This window comes from Mycobacterium sp. ITM-2016-00318 (genome assembly GCF_002968285.2).
Lineage (GTDB): Bacteria > Actinomycetota > Actinomycetes > Mycobacteriales > Mycobacteriaceae > Mycobacterium.
The window spans coordinates 392359-414205 of record NZ_CP134400.1 but is presented as its reverse complement, the minus strand read 5'-3'; the positions used below and the strand labels follow the sequence as shown (position 1 = coordinate 414205).

General features: G+C 68.3%; 17 protein-coding genes. 9 read left to right on the top strand and 8 right to left on the bottom strand.

Annotation, left to right across the window (positions count from 1 at the left end):
• Positions 1–37: 37 nt before the first annotated feature.
• Together C6A82_RS01910 and C6A82_RS01905 are read left to right on the top strand one after the other, a co-directional pair.
• The gene (locus C6A82_RS01910; RefSeq protein WP_105344492.1) at positions 38–586 is read left to right on the top strand and encodes a hypothetical protein; all 549 of its coding nucleotides are present in this window, start codon (positions 38–40) and stop codon (positions 584–586) included.
• Between the two features lie 29 nt (positions 587–615).
• Positions 616–1548, top strand: coding sequence for an LLM class F420-dependent oxidoreductase (locus C6A82_RS01905; RefSeq protein ID WP_105344494.1), 933 nt, complete (start codon positions 616–618; stop codon positions 1546–1548).
• A gap of 7 nt (positions 1549–1555) precedes the next feature.
• Here C6A82_RS01905 and C6A82_RS01900 read toward each other — a convergent pair whose 3' ends face one another.
• Positions 1556–2023 carry a hypothetical protein gene (locus tag C6A82_RS01900; RefSeq protein WP_158261624.1) on the bottom strand — a complete coding sequence of 156 codons (468 nt, stop codon included), beginning with the start codon at positions 2021–2023 and terminating at the stop codon, positions 1556–1558.
• A 92-nt stretch (positions 2024–2115) separates the two neighbouring features.
• On the opposite strand from C6A82_RS01900, the gene C6A82_RS01895 reads away from it, so the two are divergent.
• Positions 2116–2655, top strand: coding sequence for a hypothetical protein (locus C6A82_RS01895; RefSeq protein WP_105344497.1), 540 nt, complete (start codon positions 2116–2118; stop codon positions 2653–2655).
• Positions 2656–2658: 3 nt separating this feature from the next.
• Here the strand turns inward: C6A82_RS01895 and C6A82_RS01890 are convergent, their stop codons facing one another.
• The 4 genes from C6A82_RS01890 to C6A82_RS01875 all read right to left on the bottom strand — a co-directional run bounded on the left by C6A82_RS01890 (position 2659) and on the right by C6A82_RS01875 (position 7988).
• The gene (locus tag C6A82_RS01890; RefSeq protein ID WP_105344498.1) at positions 2659–4143 is read right to left on the bottom strand and encodes a dynamin-like GTPase family protein; all 1485 of its coding nucleotides are present in this window, start codon (positions 4141–4143) and stop codon (positions 2659–2661) included.
• A 58-nt stretch (positions 4144–4201) separates the two neighbouring features.
• Entirely contained in the window at positions 4202–6061 is a 1860-nt protein-coding gene (locus tag C6A82_RS01885; protein WP_105344500.1) for a dynamin-like GTPase family protein, read from the bottom strand.
• A gap of 81 nt (positions 6062–6142) precedes the next feature.
• A complete protein-coding gene (locus C6A82_RS01880; protein WP_105344501.1) occupies positions 6143–7177 on the bottom strand; it encodes a hypothetical protein in 1035 nt (344 codons plus the stop codon).
• Positions 7178–7445: 268 nt separating this feature from the next.
• A complete protein-coding gene (locus C6A82_RS01875) occupies positions 7446–7988 on the bottom strand; it encodes an Rv0340 family IniB-related protein (RefSeq protein ID WP_105344503.1) in 543 nt (180 codons plus the stop codon).
• A gap of 219 nt (positions 7989–8207) precedes the next feature.
• On the opposite strand from C6A82_RS01875, the gene C6A82_RS01870 reads away from it, so the two are divergent.
• The 6 genes from C6A82_RS01870 (at position 8208) to C6A82_RS01845 (ending at position 20360) form a co-directional block, all read left to right on the top strand.
• Positions 8208–9989 carry an Hsp70 family protein gene (locus C6A82_RS01870; protein WP_105344505.1) on the top strand — a complete coding sequence of 594 codons (1782 nt, stop codon included), beginning with the start codon at positions 8208–8210 and terminating at the stop codon, positions 9987–9989.
• Complete coding sequence (iniR, locus tag C6A82_RS01865; RefSeq protein ID WP_311101620.1) at positions 9989–12478, top strand: isoniazid response ATPase/transcriptional regulator IniR; 2490 nt, start codon at positions 9989–9991, stop codon at positions 12476–12478. Before C6A82_RS01870 ends, iniR begins: the two co-directional genes overlap by 1 nt.
• A gap of 151 nt (positions 12479–12629) precedes the next feature.
• Positions 12630–14234 carry an Hsp70 family protein gene (locus C6A82_RS01860; protein ID WP_105347197.1) on the top strand — a complete coding sequence of 535 codons (1605 nt, stop codon included), beginning with the start codon at positions 12630–12632 and terminating at the stop codon, positions 14232–14234.
• Between the two features lie 421 nt (positions 14235–14655).
• Positions 14656–17739, top strand: coding sequence for a heterodisulfide reductase-related iron-sulfur binding cluster (locus C6A82_RS01855; RefSeq protein ID WP_199193886.1), 3084 nt, complete (start codon positions 14656–14658; stop codon positions 17737–17739).
• A 60-nt stretch (positions 17740–17799) separates the two neighbouring features.
• Positions 17800–19074, top strand: a complete 1275-nt coding sequence (locus C6A82_RS01850) for a pyridoxal phosphate-dependent aminotransferase (protein ID WP_105347196.1) — start codon at positions 17800–17802, stop codon at positions 19072–19074.
• Positions 19075–19109: 35 nt separating this feature from the next.
• Positions 19110–20360 carry a YibE/F family protein gene (locus tag C6A82_RS01845; protein WP_105347204.1) on the top strand — a complete coding sequence of 417 codons (1251 nt, stop codon included), beginning with the start codon at positions 19110–19112 and terminating at the stop codon, positions 20358–20360.
• Here the strand turns inward: C6A82_RS01845 and C6A82_RS01840 are convergent.
• The 3 genes from C6A82_RS01840 to C6A82_RS01830 are packed head-to-tail and all read right to left on the bottom strand — an operon-like array spanning position 20350 to position 21833.
• Positions 20350–20697, bottom strand: a complete 348-nt coding sequence (locus C6A82_RS01840) for a nuclear transport factor 2 family protein (protein WP_105347194.1) — start codon at positions 20695–20697, stop codon at positions 20350–20352. The two genes, C6A82_RS01845 and C6A82_RS01840, sit on opposite strands and share 11 nt — an antisense overlap.
• Before the next feature lie 18 nt (positions 20698–20715).
• The gene (locus C6A82_RS01835; protein ID WP_105347193.1) at positions 20716–21465 is read right to left on the bottom strand and encodes a maleylpyruvate isomerase family mycothiol-dependent enzyme; all 750 of its coding nucleotides are present in this window, start codon (positions 21463–21465) and stop codon (positions 20716–20718) included.
• A 14-nt stretch (positions 21466–21479) separates the two neighbouring features.
• Entirely contained in the window at positions 21480–21833 is a 354-nt protein-coding gene (locus C6A82_RS01830; RefSeq protein ID WP_105347191.1) for a VOC family protein, read from the bottom strand.
• Positions 21834–21847: the final 14 nt, after the last annotated feature.

The following is a 21847-nucleotide window of genomic DNA, read 5'->3' as shown; positions in this document are numbered from 1 at the left end:
CTGGAGATTGCCCCCCGACTGCGTAGCGTTGGCGGGGATGAAGGCCCGCCTGCTTTCCGCGTGCGCAGTCGCGGCATGCGCGCTGCTGGTCGGGGGCTGCCAGTCCGGCACCCAGGGCACGCCCGTCACGAGTTCCAGCGAGCCCACCGAGCCGAGCTTCCCGACGTCGCGGCCGTCCACGAGCAGACCGACGCCCACGACATCCACCACGACGACGACGTCCGCACCGGTGTCGCCGCCCGGCGCGCAGATGCTGCCGCCCGACGAGTCCGGCTACGTCTTCATCGAGACGAAGTCGGGAAAGACCCGATGCCAGCTCGACGAGGAGTCGGTCGGCTGCGAGGCGCCGTTCGAGAACCCGCCGACCCAGGGCGGGCAGCCGGCCAACGGCGTGACCGTTTCGGCCGACGGGGCCCTGAAGTGGATCGTCGGCAACCTCGGTGACATACCCGTCGTGACCATCGACTACCGCACCTACAGCGCGGTCGGCTGGACGATCGACGCCACCGAAGACGGCACCCGGTTCACCAACCAGCGCACCAGGCGCGGCATGTTCGTCAGCATCGAGAAGGTCGAAGCCTTCTAGTCACAGGTCGCGCCTCTAGGCTGGCGGTCGTGGACTTCCGCGCATTCGTCGAACCCCAGCAGGGCGCGACCTACGCCGACCAGCTCGCTGTCGCCAAAGCCGCTGAGGCTCTTGGCTATTCGGCCTTCTTTCGCTCCGATCACTACGTGGCGATGAGCGGCGACGGGCTGCCAGGGCCCACCGACTCGTGGGTCACGCTCGCCGGGCTCGCGCGCGAGACGACCTCGATACGGCTGGGCACGATGGTCACCTCCGCCACGTTCCGCTACCCGGGCCCGCTCGCGATCTCGGTGGCGCAGGTCGACGAGATGAGCGGCGGCCGCGTCGAGCTGGGCCTCGGCGCAGGCTGGTTCGAAGCCGAACACAAGGCGTATGCGATCCCGTTCCCGCCGCTGGGCGAACGGTTCGAGCGACTGCGCGAACAGCTCGACATCATCACCGGGCTGTGGACGACACCGGCCGGCGAGACGTTCGACTACACCGGCACGCACCAGTCAGTCGTCGAATCGCCCGCACTGCCCAAACCGGTGCAGCGGCCACACCCGCCGATCATCATCGGCGGCGGCGGACCCAAGCGCACGCCTGCCCTCGCCGCGAAGTTCGCCGCCGAGTTCAACGCCCCGTTCATGCAGGCGGACACGCTCAAAGCGACCTACGACCGGGTACGCGCCGCTGTCGCCGACGCCGGACGGTCAGCTGACTCGCTGACCTATTCGGCGGCATTCGTGGTGTGCGCCGGACGCGACGACGCCCAGGTCGCCTCCCGTGCGGCCGCGATCGGACGCGAGGTCGACGAACTTCGCGGCAGTTCGCCGTTGGTGGGCACCCCCGACGAGATCGTCGACAAGCTCGCCCCGTTCGCCGAGATCGGCGTGCAGCGGGTCTACCTGCAGCTTCTGGATATGGCCGACCTCGATCACCTCGACCTTTTCGCCAGCGAGGTCATGCCTCAATTCGGCTGAGCGGGCGTTATCGCAGGTCCGGCGGATTAATATCGGTTGCCGTGACAAGGCCCGACCTTGACGACGAATCCGGCTCCGACAAGCCCTCGCAGCCGTGGCACAACTCGACGCGCGCGGTCATCGGCGCGAGCGCTGCGGGCATCGCCGTCATCGGCGTCCTCGGCGCCGCGGTGATGTTCGTCAGCGGAGGCGACGAGCCTCCCGACGCGCCGGTGAATTTCGTCGACCCGTCTTTCTCGGAGACCGTTGCGGCGTCCTCGGCGATGACAACGACCCCCACCATCACCAGTACCCCGAAGCTCTCGACCACCGAGATCAACGTGCCGCCGGAGCCATCGACGACCTCGGGCACGTCGGACACCAGCAGTAGCACCAGCAGCAGTAGCAGCAGTAGCAGCAGTAGCAGTAGCAGCAGCGAGAGTGCCAGCGCTCCGACCTTCACCCGCCCGCGGCCGCCGCAGGACGAGGACAACACCGGCGGCCCCACGTCTCGAAACAGGCCCCGCCTGAACGTGACACGCACACTGGGTCCCGGCTGATCGGGCCGAGCGCCTACTATCGGTCCCCGTGGCGAAGAACGGACCTCCCGACGACCCGAACAACTACTCGGACAGCGAGCCCACCGCCTACGCGGCCAATTACGGCGACGCGACCGCTTACGGCGACTACGGGCAGACGGGTGCCTACGGACAACCGGGCGAACCGCCCGAGCCCGAGACGCCCTGGTACCGCAAGCCCCCGGCGCTGATCGGCTTCGGAGCGCTCATCGCGCTGCTCATCGCCCTCATCGTGTGGCTGGCGATCAGCCTGATGTCCGACGATTCATCGGGCAGCGGCGAAACGTCGACCACGACGCCGACGACGACACAGACGTCCGCGCCGGCGGTCGGACCGACTCCGACCGTCACCGAGACGACGCCTCCCCCGTCGACCAGCACCGAGACGACCGCACCGCCTACCGAGACGACGTCGGCCGAGACGAGCGTGAGCACGTCTGTTTCCACATCGGTCAGCACGAGCACCAGCACGGTCACGGTGTCGCCGCCGCAGAGTAATCCGGTCCCCCAGATCCCGCAGATTCCGCAGATCCCGATCCCCGGGGGATAGCGCTCAGCGGCCGCGCGCGGCGTAGTCGGCGACCATCGCCTCTGCGCTGCGCACCGCCGCCCGGCATGCCCTGGTGGTGAAGGGATCGTTGAGCGGGTGGTCCGCCCGGCGCCGCCACCGCTGCGCGGCAGCGAAGGCCGCCCGCGGCCCGTCGTACGGATCGTCAGGCTGCAGACCGAGCCTGCTGGCCACATCGGTGCCCGACCCGCCGATGATGCGACGCAGCGACGCCATCTCGTCGTCGTTCAATGTCGTTGATCGCGAACGCAGTTGGCTCAGCAGCCGCAGTTCCTCGAAGGCGTGGGTGTCGGCGAGCAGCGGATCGATGTCGGCGAGGATGTAGGGCGTCGCGTAGATCGGGTTGGTCTGCACGAACTGGCGCAACGACAGCAGCGCGGTATGCGCCTTCAGCAGATCCGAGCGCTGCGCGAACTGTTGGTCGATGACGTCGCGCAGCGCGACGAGGCCGCTGCGCTCGAGCAGTTCGTCGGCCAGCCCCACCGAATCGGTCACCCCCGTGCGCAGGACGGCGATCGAGATGCGCAGGCCGAACATGCCGAACCGGTTCAGCAGCGCAGCCCTTGTGGCGGCGTCGACGGGCAGTTCGCTGTCCTCGCGGACGAAGCGATCGACCGACAGCATCGCCTTGGCGAGTTCGGCGGCGTCCGCCGCGGCGAGTTTCTCCAGCGCCACATACTCGCTCTGGCGCAGCGTGCGCGCGGTCAGCGCCAGCAGACCCGACACCGGGACGACGGCCTGGCAGATGCCGGTCTTGTCCATCTCCGCGGTGAACCGCTTGGCCACATCCCTGGCCGACAGCATCGCGTCGATGCGGCCTGCCCCGATCTCGTCGGCGCGCGAGGCCACGCCGATGACGCCGAGCGCCCCCGCCGAACCGCCGACGAGTTCGCCGATCTGCTTCAGCAGCGCGATGTCCGCGGCGTTCAAGGTCCGCAGCAGGAACACCACCGCGTCGACGCGCGGCACCCCGTCCTCGGGGACCAGCAGTTGCAGCGTCCGCTGCGAGACATCGCGCGAGAGCGACGACGTTCCGGGCGTGTCGATGATCGTGGTGTCGATCAACTCGGCGGCGGGCCACTCGACGTCGAGGTCGACGACATCGGTGGGATCGAGGCTGGCGAAGTCGAACGTCAGCCCGCCGTTGCGGGCGATCGGCACATTGGACCGCCTGCCGCCACGGTGGTTCGCGGTCACCTTCGGCGTGGGCCCGTTGCGGAACCACGTCACGATGCGGGTCGCCTCGGTCGCGTCGGTCGGCGCGATGTCCTCACCGACGAGTGCGTTCACCAACGTCGACTTGCCGGCCTTGAGTGTGCCGGCCAGTGCGATCCGAATGGGTTGGTTGAGCCTGCGGCCGATGCGATCCAGCTCGTTGTGCACGTCCGGGCGGTGGTGGTACGCCGGATCGGCCCTGTAGGCCTGAATGGTGCCGCCCAGGATCGCGCGCACCTGATCGCTCGTGCTCATGTCCGGTTAACCAGCTTATTCGCCGCTTCTGAGCACCGCCGCCGGTGGGTTGGCCGCGTCAGCTGCCGCCCACGGGTCGAGGAGCCGGATCCGGCGCGGCCGCCGCGATCCTGTTCGCGTGGTCGGTCACTTGACCGAGGATGTTCAGCTGCCGCTCCAGTTCGGCTACCCGGCTGTTGCGCTCGTTCTCCTCCATCTTCGCGGCCGTGAGCGTCGCCTGAAGCGATTCGTTGAGTGAGCGGGTGGCCTGGTTGGCGATTCCGCGGTAGTGATCGCGGATCTGGCGCTGGATGCCCTTGAGCCGGTCGCGTGATTCCTTGCCGACGACGAATGCGACGTCGTCGACGAACCGGCGCATGTTCATCTTCGCCTCACTGCGGATTCGCAGCATCCGGTTCTCCATCTCCTCCTTGTATGCCTTGCGGCCCAACACCGCCCCGGCACCCAGCGACAACGGATTGAACATGCCCAGTCCGGCCAGTGAGGTCAGCATGCCGAACATCAGCACGCCGCCGAATGACCCGCGAAGTCCGGAAACCGCCCGGTCGCCGGCTTTGATCGGTTTGGCCTCGAGTTTCGCCAACGACTTGAGGTCGCTGAGACCGGCACCCATTTCCCTCGCGTCGATCTGCGGCATCTTGACCGCCTCCAACCCGGCTTCGACGAACGTGCGAGCCACCTCCTCGGCGAGCGCCTCGGCGCGCTGATAGGCCCAGACGAAGTTGTCGCCTACGGCGGTGGCGACCGCTTCCTCGAGTTCCGTGCCGATCTCCGCCCAGTGATTGGTCGGGTCGCATTCGTCGATGACCTTCTCGGTGTGCTGGGTGATCGCGCGGAAGCGCGCCCGCAGATCGTGATCGATATCCGAGGTCAGGTCAGCGATGCCGTCATTGAGGACCTGCTGCCACAACGCTGTCTGCTGCAGCGCTTCCTGCGCATCCTCCTTGCGCCGCTCGAGCTCGTCATTCAGCCGCCCCCTGGTTTCGGGGTCGTTGAGCGCCGACAGTTCGGAACTCGCCTTGAGTGTCAGATGCTCGGCCGCCGAACGGATCTCGGCAAGCACCTGATCGCGAATGCGGTCGTCCTCGCGGGACAGCACCCGGTCGCTGAGAAACCGGATGATGGCCGGGAAGTTGGACTCCTCATTGAGTTCCTTGTCGCTGGTCTGCAGCGCGTGGCTGCGCAGCAGCGACGAGGCGGGGATCAGCGGAATCGAAAGTCCGGCCCGTTGCAGATGGGCCTGATTGGAGGCCACGATCTGCCGCCAGTGCGGATAGAGATCGGTCTTCGTCGCGACAATCGCTGCGACCGGGCAGATTTCGTGTGACTGCCGGATGAAGGTCATCTCGGGTTCGGTGAACTCCTGGCTGGTGTCGCTGGTCATCAGCATCGCGTCGGCGTCGGGCAGCAGCCCGAGCGTCGCCGAGAGGTGCGGCTGGCCGTGCCCGCCGACTCCGGGTGTGTCGATGAACGCCAGACCGCGTTTGAGAAGCGGGCTGCTCGCCGTGACCTCGACCCGCAACACCTCGCGGCCGGCGGCCTCCGGCGCTCGGCGCAGGTCGTTGCGCAGGTTGGCAGGCGGGATCGGAATCGCCGAAGGCTCGCCGCCGTCGGGCGCGGCCACGATCAACTTCGCCGACACCTGTTCGGCATAGGAGACCACGGTGGCGAGCACCGTCGTCTCGTCATCGCCGACGCGGGCCACCGGAACGTTGAGCAGCGAGTTGAGCAACTGGCTCTTGCCCTGTTTGAGCTGGCCCGCGATCACCACGCGGATCTGCGGATCGGAGATGCGCACCCTGGCTCGCTCGAGCCGCTCGGCCAGGTCGCCGCGCTCGTTGAGTTCGGCGATCTTGCGGGTGTGGTCGATCAGCTCGAGGATGACCTTCACATTGCGCGGGTCATTCGGTTGCGTCATGGTGTCCCCACGGTAGACGCGCCAACTGGCGGGGACCGGAATACGGTCCCCGCCAGTGCGCTATGTGGTTGTGCGGGTCGGTCAGAAGAGGTCGACGTCGACACCCGACTGTTGGTGGGTCGAGTTGTCGTCGTGGCTGGCATCCACGTTGCCGCCCACGTGATCGGCCTGGGTGACGTCGCCGCCGCCCGAGGACACCGAGTGGTCGTCCGTGTTGCCGACCACCACCGGAGCCTGCGAACCCGACGCGTCGACGTTGTTGATGTCGTCGCCGGCCGCCTGGTTATTGCTGTTGGTGTTGGTGGGCTGCGTCGGAGCGATGATCACGCCACCGCCCGATCCGCCTGCCGCGCCGCCACCGTCGCCACCGTCGCTGCCGACGTTGATGAGGCCGCCGCCGCCGTGCCCACCGTCGCCGCCCGCGGCGCCGCCGCCGCTGGTATCGATGTCACCGACCTGGGTGTTCTGCCCGCTGCCGGTGTTGGTGGAGACGTCGCCGCCCGCCTGGGTGTTGACGTCGTCGCCGCTGTCGTCGATGTCGTTGTCGGTGCCACCGGCGTTGACGTTGGAGCCCTGCCCGGCGATGACATCGCCGGTGTTGTTCCCGTCGTTGTCGTCGCCGACGACGTTGCCGTCACCCTCGACGTTGGTGCTGTCCACATCGCCGTTGATGGTGCCGGTGTTGACGGTGCTGCCGTCGCTGGCGTTGATGTCACGGCTGAAGTCGAAGTCCAGGTCGAAGTTGCCGACTCCCTGCTGAACGTCTTCGCCGGCCCGCGGGCTGCCGATATCGTTGCCGCTGGCGAGAGCGGTGTCGTTGTGGCTCGCGAAGGCCGTCTCGGGGGCGAACGTCCGCTGCGGCGCAAAGGTCAGTCCGTTGTTGTCGGCGACCGTGTGCTGCAGCGCCTCAATCGGGTTGCCTCCGCCATAGAGCGCAGCGGGGGCGACGACCGCGGACGCAGCCTGCGTCAGCTGGGCCTGGGTCACCGCGGTGCCCATCGCCTGCGAAGCCGCCTGGGTGGGGTTGGCGATGAAGGAGCGGACGTCGGACGGATCGGCGCCGGGGCGGGTCAGGCCGAGGAGCCAGTCGAAGAGGAAGGAGATGGGATTGGACATCGTCAGTGCCTTTCGGGTGGGTGTTTCGTTGTCGTCGTCACCGGGCTTTGTCCGGCGATCTGGGAACTACGTTATGGATCCGGCGAGCCCCCGGGAACGGGGTCGAGTCCCATCCCTACGGGGCTTCATGCCGGGATTGTGGGGGGTGCCCCATTAGGGGATTAGGGGATGGCTGGGAATGAAGGTATCTGCGCAGGCCGGCAGGGTCTTGGAACGCGAAAACGGCGCGACCGTCGATGGCCGCGCCGCTGCCGAACTGCCAGTGGAACTAGTCAAAGATGTCGAATCCGGTGTCGCCGGTGTCCAGGTGGTGCTGTGCGTCGTCGACGACCGAGTGCCAGTCCGTGTCGGTGGCATCGCCGACCAGGGGTGCATCGTCGATGATTCCGCCTGTGAGCTGCGTCGACGGATCATCGATATCGGCGACCGCAGGGAGTGCGGCGTCGTCGATTGCGTCCACCCCCGCGTGCAGCGAGTCGGCGGGCTGCTCGATGACGTTCGACGCGATGCTGTGCCCGTCGTCGATCGTGGGCACCGCCAGGTGGTCGTCGAAAGCGTCGAATGCAGTCGTCGCGGCCCCGCTGCTCCAGATGTTGCCGGCCGATTCCCCGACGAGGGCTTCTGCGCCGGTACCCGGCATCGCCGTCGACAGCGACTCTGAAACGACTGGAATCAAAGCGTTGACGTCTGCACTGGTCACGTCGGTCAGGTTGGCTGAGTGGATGGCGCCCGCCGGGTCAGCGGCATACTGGGCAGCAGCGTCAGGGTCCCGCACCAACGACATGACAAAGTCGAGTAGCGGGTTTGCCATGACTCACCTTCTTTCCTGCGATTGCTTGGGGCGAGTGCCCCTGGTTAGCCACGATGCTATCCAGGTACAGGTAATCGGAGATCGGTGGCGAACCCTCCCCCACGGCGGGGGCGTTAGGGGACGCAGCGTTAGGGGTTCCGCGCCGTTAGGGGGATCGGCTGTTCGCCGGCGTTTCGGCCGCTATCGTGAGCAACGGCCAGGACAGGAGACTCTATATCCATGAGCACACCGCTCGGATTGTCCATCGGGGCGACGAACCTCGTCGCCGCCCGCGTCGGTCGTCCGCCCGTGATGCGGCGCGCGGTGTTGACGCTGTTTCCAGACCGCCCCCCCGAGGTCGGAGCACCCGCAGAGAACCCCGCGCTCGGCCAGCCGGGAGTGGTGCTGTCCGGTTTCGTCGACCGGGTCGGCGACCCGGTGCCGCTCGTCGCCGAGGATGGCAGCTCTCACAGCGCCGAACAGGTGCTCGTCGAGGCGCTCGACGCCATGACGAACGCGGTGGGTGGTGGCAGGCCGGTCGCGATCGCGGTGCCCGCGCACTGGGGACCGGCGGTGGTGGGTGCGTTGCGCGGTGCGTTGCGGGACAAGCCGAACCTGTCGCCCGGCGGTGTCCCCGCCGCGCTCATACCGGAGTCGGTCGCCGCGCTCACCGCGCTGCAGGCCGCACCGGGACTGCCCGCCGGCGTCATCGCGCTCGTCGACCTCGGCGGCAGCGGAACCAGCATCTCGCTGGCAGACGCGAATGAGAATCTCACGCCCGTTGGGGAAACCGTCCGATACGCAGAGTTCTCCGGCGACCAGATCGATCAGGCGATCCTGAACCACGTGATCCTTGGCGTCGCCGATGCCAACAACGCCGATCCTGCGGGCACCGCGGCCGTCGGCTCACTGACTCGGCTGCGTGACGAATGCCGGCAAGCCAAGGAGCGACTGTCCGCGGACACCGCCACCGCGGTGCCCGTCGACCTGCCCGGCTTCTCGTCCGACGTCCGGCTGACCCGCGCCGAGCTCGACAACCTCATCGCCGGTCCGCTCGCAGGGCTCCTCGCCGCCGTCGCAGAAACGTTGGAGCGCAACAACATCGCCCCCTCTGCGCTTGCGGGGGTCACGACCGTCGGCGGCGGCGCGGGCATACCTCTGGTCACCCAGCGACTGTCCGAACAATTCCGCGTCCCCGTCATCACCACACCTCAGTCGCAGCTGAACACGGCCGCGGGCGCGGCACTGCTCGCCGACCAGGAACTGGCCGCAGATGCGCCGACCGGGCTTTCGCCTTTCGCCGATTCCGCGACGGGTATCGCGCCGACAGCGTGGGCGGCGGGCGCTGCCGGGCTGGCAGCCAGCCAGTCGGCAGCCGACGGCGCCGAATCGGCGACGCACCGCGCATTGGCGTGGTCGCAGGACGACGCCATCGGTGACGAACCGGTGCCCTACACCGGTTCCGACTACGCCGCCGACGTCTACTCCGGAGCCACCGACGCCCGGCCAGCGATGGATTTCGCGACCGACACGCAATCGCAGTACGAGGCCGAACCAGCGCCACTGCCCTGGTACAAGCGTCCGCCGATTCTGTTCGGCGCGGCCGCCGCGGCCGCGGTGCTCGCGATCGGCGGGCTCGCAGTCACTCTGACGAGCGGCGACGGGGTGCTCGGTCCGGTCACCGAGACGAGCACCACGTTCTCCATCGGCCCGTCAACGGAGCCGCCACCGACATCGGCTGGACCGACGACGGTCACGGTGACCGGCTCCGACGGCCAGCCGACGACCACGATCGTCACACCGCCTCCGCCGTCGAGCACCTCGACCACCACGACGCCGACGACGACGTCGGCCACCACAACGACGAGCACCACCACGACCACGACGACCACCACGACAACAGCCACCACTACGACGACGAGAACCACTACGCCGACTACGACGACGTCGCCGCCCGCACCGAGGCCGCAACCGGAACCTGAGCCGGAGCCCGAGCCGGTGCCGCCGGCCGGCTCCGGCTGATGAACGACATACCGCCTGCCGCCCGAGAGGCCGTCTCGACGCTGACCGCCGCACCCACCGAGCCGGTCAGGATCCTGGTGTCCGGCGGCATCGGTACGGGCAAGAGCTCAGTGCTCGCGGCGATGCGTAATACCCTGCGGTCGGCGGACATTCAGGTAGTGACGCGGGCACCGCGGCCGGATGACGATCCGGGCGCGGCCGTCGTCATCGATGACGCACATGTGCTCGCCGACGACGAGCTTCTCCGACTCGCAGAGCGGGTTTCCGACCCCCGCGCGACGGTCATCGTCGCCGCAGAACCGCTCACCCAACGGCAGTCGCTTCGTGCACTGGTTACCGCCTTGGAGCGGGAGAACCCGGTGCTGTCGCTCGGCTCGCTGGCCGCGTCCGACGTCAGCGAAGCGGCCGCTGCGGCCACCGGTGGCCAGCCGTCACCGGAACTGGTTCGGGCGCTGATGGTTTCGACTGCCGGATTACCCTTCCTGCTACGACCTGCCGTCGCCGCGGCGGCGTCCCGCACTGGAGAGGCCGCGGCGAACGCCGTCATCGAGGCGGCCAGGTTCGCGTTGATCGAGCGCCTGCGACGGGTCGAGGAGCCGGTGCTCGACACCCTGCTGGTCTCGTCGTTGAGCCCGGAACTCGGCGCCGACGACGTCGCGGCGGCGCTTCGTCTCAGCTCCGAGGAGGCCGCGCGCCTGGTAGACCGCGCGCGTGCCAGCGGGCTCATCGAGCCCTCTCACAGTCAGTCGTTTCTGCGCTCGGTGCACATCGGCGTCGCCGCGATCATCGGCGCGGCCCGCCACCACGACGTCGAGATAGCACTGCTCTGCTCGCAGATGGAATTGACCACGCTGACATCGGATCTCGCGCTGCGGATGGCCGACCACGGACTCCGCGACGACCAGCTGGCCACCGCGCTCGCCGACCTCGCCACCGGCCATCGAGACCAGCCGGCCAAGGCGGCGCAGCTCTACCGGGCGGCGGCGGAGGCCGGTGCGACCGCGGTCAGCGCGCGGCTGGCCGATGCGCTGGCGATGACGGGTGACTGCGCGACCGCGGGCCGGCTGACCGACGAACTGCTGGCTTCCGACGACGCGGCAGAGCGCGCGGCGGCGGTGCGGATCGCGGCGAGTATCGCGATGCACGACGGCGGTGCGGCCCAGGCGAAAGACCTGTTCGGCTGGCTCGGCCCCTATCCGGACGCCTACATCAGTGCCGCCAATGCCGTCGTGTCGATCGCCGGGGGCGACGGGGAGGCCGCCAGGGCGGCGCTGAACACCGAAAGCGCCGGCCCCCCAACGTCGACCGCACGTGCCGCACACAACTTGGCCGAGGGTCTCTTGCTGTCCCTCGAGGCGCCCTTCCCTGTCGCCATCGCCCGGCTCGGCCAGGCCATCACGATCGAACAGCACCAACCTGGCGTCGCCCCGGACAGTGCCGCCGCGTTGGTCACGCTTGCAGCACTGCACGGCGGCGACCCGGTGCGCGCACGAAGCGTCATCGGGCGCGCGGTGCGCGGCGCGCACGAGGATGACGTGTTCTCGGTTCACCGCCATCGGCTGCTCCTCGGCTGGGTGCGCATGCAGGACGGCCAGCTCGCCGCTGCTACGGCCGACGCCGCTGCCGTCGGTGAGGCAGGTCTTCACCGGCGCGACGCGCTGTGGGCGGCGGCGTTGAACACCGCGATCGCGCGCCGCAGCGGAGACGGCGGAGCGGTTCAGAAGCATTGGTACGCCGCCATGGAGGTGCTTGCCGAGTACTCCGTCGACCTCTTCTCGCTGCTTCCGCTCGGCGAGTTGTGGGTCGCCGCGGCGCGCATGCGGCAGATCGACCGGTTGCAGCACGCCCTGGACGGGGCCTTCGCGATTCTCGATTCGCTGGGCGACCCGACTCTGTGGTCGGTGCCGCTGCACTGGGCGGGTGTGCATGCCGGGATTCTCGCCAACTCGCCTGAGGCGGTAGCCCCGCATGGTCATGCACTCACCTCGGCTGCGGGCGGCAGCGCGTTCGCGAAGGCCCTCTCCGGCGCGGGCCGGACGTGGCTTCGGGTGCTCGCCAACCATGTCGACGTCGACGAAGTCACCGCCGCCGCGCGGGCGCTGTCGCAGTTCGGGCTGACCTCGGATGCCACCCGACTGGCGGGCCAGGCCGCCCTGCAGACCCCCGACGGGCGGGTCTCCGGCACGATGTTGCAGTTGGCCCGTGACCTCAAACTGACGACGTCGGTCGACGAGGGCACCGATTCAGCGCCCGCGACGAGCGCGCCGACGGGTGCACCACGGCCGCAGTCGTCACGCTTGTCGGACCGCGAGCGGGAGGTCGCCGAACTGCTGCTGCTGGGCATGCCGTACCGCGACATCGGGAGCCAGTTGTTCATCTCGGCCAAGACGGTCGAGCACCACGTCGCCCGCATCCGGCGCAGGCTGGGAGCGGAATCCCGCTCGGAGATGCTGTCCATGCTGCGGGCGATGCTGGCCACGCCAGGCTGACCCCTTCTCTCCCCTAACGCACTCCGATCCCCTAATCGATTTCCCCTATGGGTCACACCCAGGCGCCGGGGTGAGCACCGATCCGTGACGCCTACCTGCGCTTTAGTGTCAGTTAGACCGTTTCGCGACCAATCCGACGCAGAGGTGTGACATGTCGAACCCTCAAGGCGGCAAGGGCAATTCGCTTGGCCTCGCCGTTGGAGCCACCAACCTCGCCGGTACCGGCGACGGCCAACGACCTGTCATTCGTGCCTCGGCGGTGACCCTGGAACGCGGGGTAACGCTCACCGGATTCGTCGACCGCGTCGGCGACCCGGTGCCGATGGTCGCCCAGGACGGCTCGCGCCATCGCCCGGAGATTCTGCTGGTGGAGGCCCTCGACGGAGTGGCCCGCACCGCGGCCCGCACCCCGGTGTCGGAGGTGGCGGTGGCCGTACCTGCGCATTGGCGACCGTCGGCGGTCGAGGCGCTGCGCGGCGCGCTGCGCAGCAAGCCGGGACTGGCCCGCTCGCCGCTGGTGTCCGACGCCACCGCCGCGCTGACGGCGCTGCGTTCGAGCCCCGGCCTGCCGACGGCCGGCGTGATCGTGCTGTGCGACTTCGGCGGAAGCGGCGCAGGCATCACCCTTGTCGACGCCGCAGCCGAGGACGCGCCGATCGGCGACACGGTCCGAGTGCCCGACTTCTCCGGTGACCAGATCGACCAGGCCGTCATCGCCAAGGTGGTCGCCGAGGTCTTCGAGGCGTCGGACGCCGACCCCGCGGGCACGTCGATGGTCGGTTCGCTGGCCGTGCTGCGCGACGAGTGCAGGCGCGGGAAGGAACGCCTGTCCGATGAGACGGCCACCGCGATCGCCGTGGACGTGCCCGGCATGGAGACCACCGTCAGGATGACCCGGAAGGAACTCGAGGGTCTGATCGACGAGCCGCTCGAAGGCTTCCTTGCCACGCTGGCGGAGACGTTGCAGCGCAACAGGATTCCGTTGGCGAGCATCTCGGCTGTCGCGACGATCGGCGGCGGCGCGCGCATCCCGCTGATCACCCAGCGGCTGTCGGAGCATCTCCGCGCGACGGTGGTCACCACCCCGCAGCCGCAGTTGACGGCCGCCGCGGGGGCGGCACTGATCGCCGAGCGGAGCCAGATCGTCGAAACGGCGACCGCGCTGGCGCCGGCCACGCCAGCCGCTCCGGCCACCGCCACCGTCTCCGCGGCAGCGCTGCGCGATGGCGCCGCGCCCGCCGTCGGCGGCGCTCGCGTGGTCGGAGGTCGACGACGATGCCTACGACGTCCTGCACACCTCGCCGTATCTCGAAGATCGGTACGCGCCGGCACCCGCCGCCAGCAGGCCCGAGGTTCGCTTCCGGCACGAGGAGCGGGAGAAGCACACAGAGTCGCGTCGGCGCGGTCCGGCTTTGCTGGCCGGGCTGGCGGCGGCGGTGGTCCTCGTCGCCGGTGTCGTCTTCGGCCTGGCCGCCATCACCCGGGACACCTCGACCGTTCCGGCGGACACGTCGTCCGGCATCGCCCCGGTTCCTGCGCCGGCTGCCCAACAGCAGGAGCCCGCGGCCCGGGCGCCGGCGCCCGCCATGGCGCCCGGCGTCACGACCGTGGTCGCCCGTCCCCAGCCGCGGTACGCGCCGCGCCCGCAGCAGGTCCCCGTGGTGCAGCAGGCACCGCCGCACTCCGCCCCGGCTCCGGCGGCTCCCGCCCCAGCTCCGGAGGCTCCCGCGCCTGCGCCGCCTGCACAAGAGCCTGAGCCATCGGCTCCCGCGCCCGCACCCGAGAATCCGGCTCCTCCGAGCGATCCGGGGACCGGCACACCTCCCATCGACCCCGGTGGCGGCACCGGCAGTGGCGGCACCGGTACGCCGCCCATCGACCGGGGCACCGGCGGTGGCCAGACCGGCACGGGCGGGACGGGAACAGGCGGCACCGGCACGACCCCTGGAACCGGCACGGGTACGGCTGCCGGTGGCGAGGAGAAGGCTCCGGCAAAGCCCGGACTCGTGGCACCGATCCTCCATCCCATTCTGACGCCCCAGTCGTAGGTTAGGTCAGCCTGTGTAGCGGGCTTTCCCGGCGAGATGCAACTATGAGCAGGCATCACGCATAAGTTACCGACGGGTAACTTCGGATAAGTTACTGTTGGGTAACTTAGATACCGGGAGGCACCGCGGGTGGACACCCAAATGCTCATCAGGATCGTCGTCGTCGTTCTGATGCTCGCCGTCGTCGGTGTTTTCGCACTGAAGCGGGTCATGTTCCTGACCAATCTGATCAGGTCGGGCGCCAAGACCAGCGTCGAGAACAACCGCAAGGACGAGATCGGCAAACGCATCACGACGCAGATCGAAGAGGTCTTCGGGCAAACCCGTCTGCTTCGTTGGTCGATCCCCGGCCTCGCGCACTTCTTCACGATGTGGGGTTTCTTCATCCTCGGCTCGGTCTACGTCGAGGCGTTCGGTCAGGTCGTCGACCACGACTTCCACATCCCGATCGTCGGCCGCTGGGGCATCCTCGGGTTCCTGCAGGACTTCTTCGCCGTCGCGGTCCTCGTCGGCATCATCACGTTCGCCATCATCCGCATCGTCCGCGAGCCCAAGAAACACGGCCGCGACTCCAGGTTCTACGGTTCGCACACGGGCGGCGCGTGGCTGATCCTCTTCATGATCTTCAACGTCATCTGGACCTATGCCTTGGTCAGGGGCGCCGGGGCCAACACCGGTGCCCTGCCCTACGGCAACGGCGCCTTCTTCTCCCATTTCATGGGCTGGGTCCTGCACCCGTTCGGTGAGTCCGCCAACGAGTGGATCGAGACGCTGGCGCTGATCGGCCACATCGCGGTCATGCTGATCTTCCTGTTGATCGTGCTGCACTCCAAGCACCTGCACATCGGCCTGGCGCCGCTGAACGTCACGTTCAAGCGGCTGCCCAACGGCCTCGGTCCGTTGCTTCCCGTCGAGTACAACGGCGAGCGGATCGACTTCGAGGATCCCCCCGAGGACGCCGTACTCGGCCGAGGCAAGATCGAGGACTTCACGTGGAAGGGCTACCTCGACTTCACGACATGCACCGAGTGCGGCCGCTGCCAGTCGCAGTGCCCGGCGTGGAACACCGGTAAGCCGCTGTCCCCGAAGCTCGTCATCATGAACCTCCGCGACCATCTGTTCGCGAAGGCGCCCTACATCCTCGACGGCAAGGAGACCCCGCTCGAGAACACCCCGGAGGGTGGTCTCGGCGAAGAGGTGCGCGGCGAGAAGCACAGCGAGGAACATTCACACGAGCACGTGCCCGAGTCCGGCTTCGAGCGGATCATGGGCTCGGGGCCCGCGCAGGCCACCCGACCCCTGGTCGGCACTCTCGAACAGGGCGGCGTGATCGATCCCGACGTGTTGTGGTCCTGCACCACCTGCGGCGCCTGCGTCGAGCAGTGCCCGGTGGACATCGAGCACATCGACCACATCGTCGACATGCGCCGCTACCAGGTGATGATGGAATCGGAGTTCCCCGGCGAACTCGGCGTGCTGTTCAAAAATCTTGAAACCAAGGGGAATCCGTGGGGCCAGAACGCCCAGGACCGGACCAACTGGATCGACGAGGTCGACTTCGACGTGCCGGTGTTCGGCCAGGACGTCGACTCCTTCGAGGGCTACGAATACCTGTTCTGGGTCGGCTGCGCCGGCGCCTACGAGGACCGCGCCAAGAAGACCACCAAGGCCGTCGCCGAACTGCTCGCGGTCGCAGGGGTGCGCTACCTGGTGCTCGGCCAGGGCGAGACCTGCAACGGTGACTCGGCCCGCCGCTCCGGCAACGAGTTCCTGTTCCAGCAGCTCGCCGCGCAGAACGTGGAGACCCTCAACGACCTGTTCGAAGGCGTCGAGCGGGTGGACCGCAAGGTCGTCGTCACCTGCCCGCACTGCTTCAACACGCTCGGCCGCGAATACCCGCAACTGGGCGGCAATTACACGGTGCTGCACCACACCCAGCTGCTCAACCGGCTGATCCGGGACAAAAAGCTGGTGCCGGTGCAGTCGGTGAACGGCGAGGGCGGCGAAATCACCTATCACGACCCGTGCTACCTCGGGCGGCACAACAAGGTCTACGACGCACCGCGTGAGCTGATCGGTGCATCCGGGGCCAAGCTGACCGAGATGCCGCGGCACGCCGACCGCGGCTTGTGCTGCGGCGCAGGCGGAGCGCGCATGTGGATGGAAGAACACATCGGCAAGCGGGTGAACACCGAGCGCACCGAGGAGGCGCTCGACACCGGCGCGTCGAAGATCGCCACGGGCTGCCCGTTCTGCCGGGTGATGATGACCGACGGTGTCGACGAAGTGTCGGCCGCACGGGACGTCGAGAAGGCCGAGGTTCTCGACTTGGCGCAGCTGCTGCTCGGCTCGCTCGACACCAGCACTGTCACGCTGCCCGAAAAGGGCACCGCGGCAAAGGAAGCCGAGGAGCGCGCCGCGAAGAAGGCCGCCGAGGCGCCTGCGAAGGCCGAGACCGCGACGGTCGAAGCCGAACCAGACGCCGCGCCGGAGCCGAAGGCCGACGCCGCCGCAGCGACGGAAGCTGAATCGCCGGCTCAGCCGGCGGAGACCAAGCCGGTGACGGGGCTCGGCATCGCGGGCGGGGCGAAGCGACCCGGCGCCAAGAAGGCCGCGGCACCTGCGGAGTCGGAAGCCAAGCCTGCCGAGGCGGCACCGGCCAAGGGACTCGGGATCGCTGCGGGCGCCAAGCGGCCCGGCGCCAAGAAGACGGCCGCCGCACCCTCTGACGCCAAGGAAGTAAAGGCCGAGACGCCGGCGCAGACTGCCGCCGAGACGCCCGCGAAACCCGAGCCGGAGGTCAAGGGACTCGGGATCGCTGCCGGTGCGCGCAGGCCCGGCGCGAAGAAGGCTCCGGCGAAAGCGTCGCCCAACGAGGGTGAGGCCACCGTCACGCAGCCGCCGAACGTCGATCCCGACCAGGCCAAGCCGGGCGCGAAGACCGACACGGCCGATTCCGATCTGGGCCTCGAGTCGAAGCCCGAGCCGGAGGTCAAGGGACTCGGTATCGCGCCGGGTGCGCGTAGGCCCGGCGCCAAGAAGGCAACGGCTGCGCCTGTCGCCCAACCGCCGCAGCCCAAGCCGCAGCCGGAGGCCGCCAGCGAACCGGCGCCCGCCCCGGAGTCCTCCAGCGAAGGCAACGGCGAGCCGGCGGCACCGCCGGTGAAAGGTCTCGGCATCGCCAAGGGCGCACGTCCGCCGGGAAAGCGCTGAGCGGGTCGAAGGTCACAGCAGGGTATCGATCGGCAAATACGATTTGCCATCGGTGAGACCATGGACGACGTGACTACCCACCAGGCGCCGTGGCATGCGACGGGTCACCACCCCAAGCAGCGCACGTTCACCCAGTCGACGAAGTTGCAGGATGTCCTGTACGAGATTCGTGGCCCGGTGCACGAGCATGCTGCGCGGTTGGAGGCGGAGGGCCATCGCATCCTGAAGCTGAACATCGGCAATCCTGCGCAGTTCGGTTTCGAGGCGCCGGACGTGATCATGCGCGACATGATCCAGGCGCTGCCCTACGCGCAGGGGTATTCGGACTCCAAGGGCATCCAGGCCGCCCGCCGCGCAGTCTTCACCCGCTACGAGTTGGTCGACGGGTTCCCCCGGTTCGACGTCGACGACGTCTATTTGGGCAACGGGGTGTCGGAACTGATCACGATGACCCTGCAGGCGTTGTTGGACAACGGCGACCAGGTGTTGATCCCGGCTCCCGATTATCCGCTGTGGACGGCTTCGACGTCGCTGGCAGGCGGCACCCCGGTCCATTACCTGTGCGATGAGACCCGCGGTTGGCAGCCCGATATCGCCGATCTGGAGTCCAAGATCACCGATCGCACCAAGGCGATGGTCGTGATCAACCCGAACAATCCCACCGGCGCGGTGTATTCGCGCGAGGTACTCGAGCAGATGGTCGAGCTGGCCCGTAAGCATCAGTTGCTACTGCTGGCCGACGAGATCTACGACAAGATCCTCTACGACGACGCCGCCCATATCAGCCTGGCCACCCTGGCACCCGACCTGCTGACGCTGACGTTCAACGGGTTGTCCAAGGCCTACCGGGTCGCCGGCTACCGGTCGGGCTGGCTGGTGATCACCGGGCCCAAGGATCACGCGGGCAGTTTCCTCGAGGGCATCAGCCTGCTGGCCAACATGCGGCTGTGCCCCAATGTGCCTGCCCAACATGCGATTCAGGTTGCGCTGGGCGGACATCAGAGCATCGAAGACCTCGTCCTGCCCGGTGGCCGCCTTCTGGAGCAGCGTGACGCGGCCTTCACCGCGCTCAACGAAATCCCCGGGGTGTCGTGCGTGAAACCTCAAGGCGCCCTTTATGTCTTCCCTCGCCTCGATCCCGAGGTGTACGACATCAACGACGACGAACAACTCGTCCTCGATCTGCTGCTGCAGGAAAAGATCCTCGTCACCCAGGGCACCGGCTTCAACTGGCCCACCCCCGATCACCTCCGCATCGTCACCCTGCCGTGGGCAAGAGACCTCACCAACGCCATCGAACGGCTCGGCAACTTCCTCACCAGCTACCGGCAGTAGCGCCCACCTCAGGTCCTGCCTCTACCCTCGTGCGGGTGACGCACTCGCACGCCCACTCGCACTCCCTCGACGGCCCGTCGCCGTTCGGTCCGTTGGCCGCCAAGGTCGTCGTCGGGCTGCTCATCGCCATCGGCGTCCTGGTCCTGGTAGGCGCCGCGTGGCTCTGGCCGAGCAAGCAGAAGGTCGAGATACCGCTGCCGTATCAGAACGCGGCGGGCGGAGCCGTCACCACGGAGTCCGGCCATGTGCAGTCCACGAGCGCCGCCCCGTGCGGCGACCAGCAGGTGGGCACGGTGCTGACAACCACACCAAAGCCCGCCGAGGGTGAGGACACCCCGTGTACGCAGGCGCTCATCGCGATCGACTCCGGCCCGAACAGCGGCGCCAACACATTGCTCGAGTTCAGCGTCGGCGGGGGCCAGCCTCAACTGATGGCCGGCGAGCACATCCGGATCACCCGCCAGGTCGACCCGACCGGCCTGACGACGTACTCCTTCTACGACTACGAGCGGGCCTGGCCGCTGATCGCGATGGCCGTCATGTTCGCCGTTGTGATCACCGCGGTCGCCGGGTGGCGGGGTTTCCGCGCGCTGATCGGCATCGCCGTCGCGTTCGGGGTGCTTGTCGTGTTCATGCTGCCCGCTCTGCGCGACGGCGGAGCCGCCATCCCCGTCGCTCTTGTCGCCTCCGCCGCGATTCTCTACGTGGTGATATACCTGGCCCACGGGGTGAGTCTGCGCACCAGCGCTGCACTGCTCGGTACGTTGACGTCACTGCTGCTCGCTGCCGGATTGTCCTGGGCGGCAATCGAATTGGCTCATATCACCGGCTTGTCCGAAGAGGAGAGCAACGCGGTCGCGACCTACCTGGGCAACGTCTCGATCACCGGTCTGCTGCTGGCCGGCTTCATCGTGGGCTCGCTCGGCGTGCTCAACGACGTCACCATCACGCAGGCGTCGACGGTTTTCGAGCTGGCCCAGGTCGGCGAGAGCAGCTCGCGGCGGGGTGTCTTCCTCGGGGCGATGCGGGTGGGCCGCGATCACATCGCGAGCACCGTGTACACCCTTGTGCTGGCGTACGCGGGCAGCGCGCTTCCGCTTCTGCTGTTGTTCAGCGTGGCCAACAGGTCCCTCGGCGACGTGCTGACCAGTGAGACGGTCGCGATCGAGATCGCCCGCTCCGCTGTCGGCGGTATCGCACTCGCGCTGTCGGTGCCGCTGACCACCGCGATCGCGGCCATCCTCGCCACACCCGCAGGAGCGAGGGACTCTCGCGTCAGCTCGTGAGGTCGTCTTCGGTCAGTTCGGTCGCCGCCAACGCCGAGCGCAGGTCGGCATGCCGGAAAACCGATGTGATGTGGTCGTGGACCACCCGGAATGCCACTGCGTCGCCGTCCTGCTCTTCGGCGACGACGACGCCGTCGCGGACATAAAGGCGTTCCGGGTCGGCGGCGGTGACACCCAGCGAGCCCGCCCATTCGCGCAGGGCCTCATGCCCCTGGCCGGCCCCGTTGGCGTCGCCGAACTCGATGTCGTCGCTGGACACCTGCGCAAGTGTGTCGAAGTCCTTGGTGTTCAACGCGTCATGCCAGGCGAGGACGGTCGCGATCTCCGAAGTCGTCATGTTCGCAACGTACCCCGCTCAGAACGGAGTGCGGTTCAGCCACCCGTCCCAGACGGCGGTGTCGCCGAAGACCTCGAGCCCGCCGTCGGCGGCGGTCTGGCGCCGGACGACGGCCAGCAGCAGATCCTTCGCGCGTCCTCGCAGCGCGGCGTCCCCCTTGCCGTGTTCGTGCGACCACACGATGCCCTCGCCGGTGCCGGTGAGCGTCCACTCGCCTGCGCCTCCGAGCCCGTCGTCGGTGGCGTGCAGATGCAGTGTGCGGCCCGCGTCGAGCGGCGAGGATTCGGCGCCGGCCTCCACGGCGATGCGCTCGAACCATTCGTCGATCGCGTCGGCGGCCACGTCCGGCGCCAGCTCGAAGTCGGTGCCGAGCGAGATCGCCGCATCGGCCCTGTGCACCGTCGCTTCGTGCACGCGGCGGCGGATCCACCATTGCGCGGGCCTCGGACCGATGAACGTCCAGACGTAGGTGTCGGCGCCGACGTCGTCGACGGAGTCGAGAATCAGCTGTGCACCCGCATTCAGCCAGTCGACGGCTGCGTCGGGGTCGTCCGGCGGCTTACCGTCGCGCACCTCCCGCGGATCGAGTGGGGTATCGCGCCGATCGGCGACGATCTGCGCGGCCCAACGATTTCCGCGGCCGACGTGACGGAACAGCTGCCGCAGTGTCCAGTCCGGGCACGTCGGCACCGGTGTCGCCGGATCGGCGTCGCGAATCAGTTCGCCGAGCGCCGCGGTCTCCTCGATGAGCGCAGCCCGCATATCCACGTCATGAACCTAACTCAATAATCGACACGGAAACCCCCGATGAAGTTGATGGTGTTCCCGTCGGGGTCGGTCACCGCGCACGTGCGCACGCCCTTGCTCGCGTCGACGATCGCCTCGCTCTTGATGCTCCGTTCCGCGATCTCGGCGAGATGGCGCTCCAGGTCGTCGACCGCGAAGTTCAGCAGCCCATTGCCCGCGCGGTCAGGGTCGCTGAACACCTGAACCCAGGCGCCGGGAAGCACCTGCCATTCGACGAGCGAGGGCATCGGATTGTTGTCGGCGGGCCTGCCGAACAGTGCGGCGTACCACTGCGCGCTTGCGTCGATGTCGGACACCGGGACGACGGCCAGGACATGTTCGATTGCCATATGAATGGAGACCG